The sequence below is a fragment of the Lysinibacillus sp. FJAT-14222 genome, assembly GCF_001278875.1.
GTDB classification, from domain to species: domain Bacteria; phylum Bacillota; class Bacilli; order Bacillales_A; family Planococcaceae; genus Lysinibacillus; species Lysinibacillus agricola.
This window is the reverse complement of the sequence record NZ_LIYL01000046.1, coordinates 28,997-34,673: the sequence shown is the minus strand read 5'-3', so window position 1 is coordinate 34,673 and position 5,677 is coordinate 28,997. Positions and strand designations below refer to the sequence as shown.

5 protein-coding genes and 1 pseudogene are annotated in these 5,677 nt (G+C 29.6%); 2 read left to right on the top strand and 4 right to left on the bottom strand.

All coding sequences use genetic code 11. The annotated features are described in order from the left end of the window. Nucleotides 1-334: 334 nt before the first annotated feature. Both AN161_RS27740 and AN161_RS19000 read left to right on the top strand, forming a co-directional pair. Nucleotides 335-504 (top strand): annotated as a pseudogene (locus tag AN161_RS27740) (transposase); the annotation flags it as partial. Nucleotides 505-785: 281 nt separating this feature from the next. Further along, nucleotides 786-995 (top strand): hypothetical protein, encoded by a 210-nt coding sequence (locus tag AN161_RS19000; RefSeq protein ID WP_053595917.1) that lies wholly within the window; start codon nt 786-788, stop codon nt 993-995. A 312-nt stretch (nt 996-1,307) separates the two neighbouring features. Here the strand turns inward: AN161_RS19000 and AN161_RS18990 are convergent, their stop codons facing one another. The 4 genes from AN161_RS18990 to AN161_RS18975 all read right to left on the bottom strand — a co-directional run bounded on the left by AN161_RS18990 (nt 1,308) and on the right by AN161_RS18975 (nt 5,077). Then, nucleotides 1,308-1,934 carry a hypothetical protein gene (locus tag AN161_RS18990; protein WP_053595915.1) on the bottom strand — a complete coding sequence of 209 codons (627 nt, stop codon included), beginning with the start codon at nt 1,932-1,934 and terminating at the stop codon, nt 1,308-1,310. Beyond that, nucleotides 1,916-2,788: an ATP-binding cassette domain-containing protein gene (locus AN161_RS18985; protein WP_053595914.1), complete on the bottom strand. Its 873-nt coding sequence runs from the start codon at nt 2,786-2,788 to the stop codon at nt 1,916-1,918. Before AN161_RS18985 ends, AN161_RS18990 begins: the two co-directional genes overlap by 19 nt. Then, complete coding sequence (locus AN161_RS18980; RefSeq protein WP_053595913.1) at nt 2,775-4,595, bottom strand: hypothetical protein; 1,821 nt, start codon at nt 4,593-4,595, stop codon at nt 2,775-2,777. Before AN161_RS18980 ends, AN161_RS18985 begins: the two co-directional genes overlap by 14 nt. 95 nt (nt 4,596-4,690) lie before the next feature. After that, the gene (locus AN161_RS18975) at nt 4,691-5,077 is read right to left on the bottom strand and encodes a hypothetical protein (RefSeq protein WP_053595912.1); all 387 of its coding nucleotides are present in this window, start codon (nt 5,075-5,077) and stop codon (nt 4,691-4,693) included. Between the last annotated feature and the right edge of the window lie 600 nt (nt 5,078-5,677).

Below are 5,677 nucleotides of genomic sequence, written 5' to 3'. Positions count from 1 at the left end.
GTGAAGTAGCAAACTTTACGGCGTTTGCGGCCTCCGCGACGTGGTGCCATAGTATGTCTCCTCCTTATCATTTTTTAATTTAGAAGTATTAGAACGGCAATTATGTCTACCACACTGTGTATAATCTTTGTATCTTCAATGTTTAAAACTTCCAAACTACAAATCATGTGTAATCTAGTATAAATATAATAGAAGAAACTTAGAATTTTGTAATAAGAAACCCCACACATTTTTAAAAAAAAGAAATATATGTGGGTTGATTTTGAGATAGATTTAATTAAAAAATTATTTTCTATTTTTCAAATAATTTTTATAGATGTATAAAGAAGGAAATAATCGTAAGTTAATGGTGAATGAGAAGTGGGACAACAAAAAGAATATGTGAAAAGAAAGCTTTCAGAAGAAAAAACGAGTACCATTTATCATCAACGCAAAATTGACGTGGAACTGGTTTTTGGATTCTTGAAGGCTAATTTACGTTTCACTCGATTTTCAGTTCGTGGAAAATATACTAGATAGAAAAGAAGTAGCAGCAGAAATAGACTTCAAAAAAATAGAAGGTTTAGATGATATACCTGACATAGGACTTACATGGTGAGCCTGATCACTATGAGAATCTAGTAATTGAACTTAAGAGGCCATCATGTGTCATTGGAGAAAAGGAACTTTCACAAATAAAATCCTATGCATTTGCTATCGATGATGATCCTCATTTTGATAAACAAAAGACAAAGTGGAAATTCATTTTACTTGGTATCAAATTAAACAGCCATGCCCAAAGGGAAATGAAACAATCCGATCGAGAGTTCGGCTTAATATATAATTCTGATAATGTAGAAGTATGGGTTAAAGAATGGAACCAAGTAATCCAAGAAGTTCGGGGTAAACATCAATTTCTGCAAAAACAGTTAGAACTTGAAATACAGAATGATGAAGAAGGCCTTGAATATTTACATTCACGATATAAACATATTTTACCAAATATTGATAATTAATTTATGGCAAATACAACCCTATAATAAACTAATACCAATTTTTAAAGGTTCTTTATCTGCTAAACAACAACAAGTGGCCAATGGAATAAAAGGAAATTATGCTAAGGCTTATTGGGTTACAAATTAAAAATGCTTTTAAACGTTTCCATGATTCAATCAGTTCAACTTGCGTGGATAGTATGTGGCAACACATAGGTGCGGTTGATTTAAGTAAAATACTTAGTCTAATTAAAACTAAGTATTTCTTTCATTCTAAATATTCATTTGTTACTTTCCATGCCGGAAACCTAACTTCGTTACGAATAGAATTATTTAATAATTAATATTAAACTTACTTCGATATTTTATTAAAAATACAGAACCTAAGTAAAGAATTATTACAGCAATTAATTGCCACCCTATGAAATCATTTACTTCGGTAAAGGCTTTTGGCCGATACCATTGAGACAAATAAAACGGACCTTGTCCCATACCTGTAGTAAACATTCCAAATGTCAAATAAAATAAAGAAAAAAGTACCCCTAGACCTGAGTGTTTGAAAAATGAAATGGAAAAAGAAGCAATTGCAAAATAAAATAATATAGATGTAAAAGCACTTAAGAAAAATGCATTATTAATATACTCACTGACAAGAAGAGTAAAAGCTAAACCAACAAGAACACTTAATATTAAAGGCCGAATCATCCCAGTCTGCCAATGAGAAAGAGGCAACGTTATGAGAAGTTCTTTTTGTTCCAGTGAACCTATATGACTAAATAAAGCTACTATTGGTAATATTGATAGTGGAAATAACAATAAAACAATTGTTCCTTCTCCCATCTCGTTCATACCCAATTGAAACTCAAGAAGGATAAATAATAAGGTAAGTATAGGTATTAGAAAAAACGCCCAATATACTTTTATTATATAAATAAGATATGTTAGCTCTTTTGTAACCAAACCATATAACCTTCCTCCAATGTAGGATGTATTTGAACTGCTAGCGGATGTGGTTGTTCATTATGAATAATTCGTAACGTTATTTGATTCGAACTAGGTTCCTCCGTAATATTACTAATAAAGAATTCTTTTTTCATAAGCATGGAGTTATAAGCAGTTGAATCAACAGTAACTGTCCAAACAAGTTGATTCGCAATACTGACAACATCTTGCACATGAGAATACTTCATAACCGTCCCCTTATTCATAAGTAATACCTCGTCACAAGTCATCACAATATCTTCAGTAATGTGAGTTGAAAATAGAACAATTCGTTCTTGAGCAATTCGTTTTAATAAATTTCTAAATCGAATACGTTCTTCTGGATCTAAGCCAGCAGTTGGTTCATCCACAATTAACAATTGTGGATTATGCATAATAGCTTGAGCAATTCCAACTCGCTGTTTCATACCGCCTGAAAGATTCTTTATTTTAATATTTGCTTTGTCTTCCAAGTTAACTTCGATTAATGTTTTTAAGGCAAGTTCTTTTATTTGCTCTAATGCCATCCCCCTTAATATCCCGATATATTGTAGATATTCAATAATCTTCAAATGCGGAAAAAGTCCGATATGTTGTGGCATATAGCCAATATGTTTTCGAATTTCTTCTTTGTTTTTGTCCCAATTTAAATTACCTAATGAAATTGTTCCGGTTGTTGGTTCAAAATATGTGGATAAAATACGTAATAAGGTTGTCTTTCCAGCGCCATTAGGACCCAACAATCCAACCACACCATTATTTAGGTTGAAAGAGGTTTCTTTTAAAATATCATGATTTTTAACTTTTTTTGAAATGTCATTAACGATTAGCATTATTAGCCTCCAAATCTTCCACCATTTGTTGTAATGATAAAACTCCCTTTGTTTGCTGATACCATTCTATAATTAAATGGTTTTTTTCTTCTTTTGATAGTTTTGGATAATAAGTTAATAGTTTATTAATTTGATCTGGGTCATATTTATTTTTTAAAAAATTGATCCAAGATTCATGCGTTATCATATCGAAATATACAGCTTCGAATAAACTTGTTTCTCCTACATTCAAAAATAGCTGATTTAAAATTGCACTATCTTGTACAAGATTTTCATCTTCAAAAAAGTAACATTCATCTGGATTAGCACTAAAAGCAGGATAGGTTGTTAGAGTATAATAATTTTGACATGTCATAGTAACTTCTGTTAATAACTTTTTATTAATCTTGTCGATTTCCGATTGAACACGCTGTTTATTTAAAATAATTTCATCTGTATTTTTGAAAAACGGATACGTACTTTTATTTTCTGTTATGAACTCCCCTTTTAATAACGTTGGACCGTACATGTAACCTTTCCAATCCCCGGTATTATCAAGTGATAAATTACTAATAACTTTATCATTATTTTTGAATTTTATATTGTAGTGTTCTTTTCTACTTTCATTAAGAGGATTTGCTGCCTCTAGTGGATTCATTGGATACCAAGGAGTTGTCCCAATTAACTCAAAAGTAGTAGGACCAACAGATAAGTATTCTTTTGTTTCTACTAAAAAAGTTAGTTCCCCGGTTGATTTAGGTAGCGATATTGTCACAATATTATTTTTATGTTCAAAGTTAATTTCTTCCGCATTAAAAAGAACTTTTTGTATTTTAAAATCATCCCACAGCGCTAAATGAACTTCATTGAAATCAGAAAAAATTTCAAATTTCACCTCATAGCTTAGTTCTTGTCTATTTTTATGATGGTCAATAACAAATGAATAATTATCCAGATTATAAGAATAGGCATTCTTATTTTTAAAATTAGATATTTCAAAATCTTTTCCACTTAAAGAAAAATGTTGCTCATTAATAATCTGCGGAACAAAGGGAGAGATAAACGGAATGAAAACACTTGCTGTTAATAGTAGAAAAAGTCCACCTTTAACAACTTTTGTTACTCTAAATCTTAAAAGTATAAATGTAGTAATTAAAATTAATAACATAAAAATACGCTGCACATATATACCATTATTTATATGCATATTTTCTAACGGGAAAAAAGAGGGTATAGAAGTAATGTTAGGATCTCCGTTTATTAACCATGCCCCAACAGATGGTGGAATAAAACCTAACATAGAATTATAAGGCATAATTAAAAACCAAATAAAAATCATGAAAATATAACTAAAAATATTCGGGATGAATGTAAATACGATATAACCAATAATTATTGAAAAATAAAATGGTAAAAACCACATAAAGAACGTATAGAGTAACGTGGTTTTAAATAAATAAAATGTTAACTGTTCAGTTGAATTGTAATGAATATAAACTAGTAAAGTAGTGTAAAAAATTGCGTAATATCCAAAAGTAATAAAACCCCATATAATTAGTTTATTTATACTCATCTGATTATAAAGAGGTAGTTGCTTGAATTGTTCTATGATGAAATTCTTTTTTTCTGTCCGGGCTTCTTCAGCACCGTAAAATAAAAATAGTAGATTAATTGTCATAACAAAATAAACCATTAATGGTAAAATCGAAAAACTCGTTAAATTATTTTTTGGTAAAACAATACTAACAATAATAGATGTAATAAATAATATAGACCATTTGGGTTGTCTAAAAAAATGATATAAGTCGTATTTTATACAATGTAACATTGGTTACCCTCCTAACTGACGACTAATAGATAAAGTGTCCTAGCAAAATTATTAAACTTTTAACTAGTAAGTTTGATCGTGTAAGCTACTGGAAGTTATTCTTTTAAAGTTGCTTTGAGGTTAAGTGTTAAATCACCTTTAGCAACTACATAATACCCATCGCTATTATTTAAATGATAATGAGTATTAGCTGCTGGCTTATTTTGCGAATTAACGTTAACCGAATACAATTCAGGATCTGGGTACCATGCTATGGATTGCTTTAAAATACTTTCCCCATTGCCCGTTCCACCTAATATATCTGCTCTAAGTTCTGCATATCCGCCCACAGCATAAAATATACTACCTTCTTTACTACGTTCTTTAAGTGGTTTGGTCGCAGTAGAGGATGATGCGAATGCTTGTGCTGAAAAAATAATCGAGATAGATAAAATTAAAAGTGAAATTATGGATAATTTTTCTTTGCTAATTTTTAAAGTCAATTTAAAGCCAACCCATTTTTTATATTGTTTCTTGCTAGGACACGACTAAAGCTTACCCAATATGTATAATTAAGTCAATTTTTATATATTATTCTATATTTATATAAATATAGAATTTTCCATAAATCGTGGCTTATTTACTATATATTCAATAATTTAGCATATTTATATAGAAGAAAAGCGAAAACTCACGTATATGAACAAATGAATGAATGTGAAAATGAAAAACATTAGCGAAAAAAGACGTTATTTCTTTAAAAGAACTAACTTAATAATCTTCAGATTAGAATCAACTAATACAAAAGATGAAAATGTTTTCTCAACTTTCATAATATCCCCCCATAAATTGAATAAAGATTAGGTATTTGATCAGCAACTATTTATTAAATTATTTAGATTTTTTTTACAATAATTATACCAAATATCTAATTAAGTAATCTTCACTTTTGCAACAATTTCATTTATATAAATAAAAAAAGCACAACAAGAGTTTATTAAACCTTGTTGTGCTTTTATTTATGTCTTATTTGTCTTCTGCTACGAATGGAAGTAATCCCATGATACGAGATACTTTGATAGCTGAAGTTAATTTACGTTGGT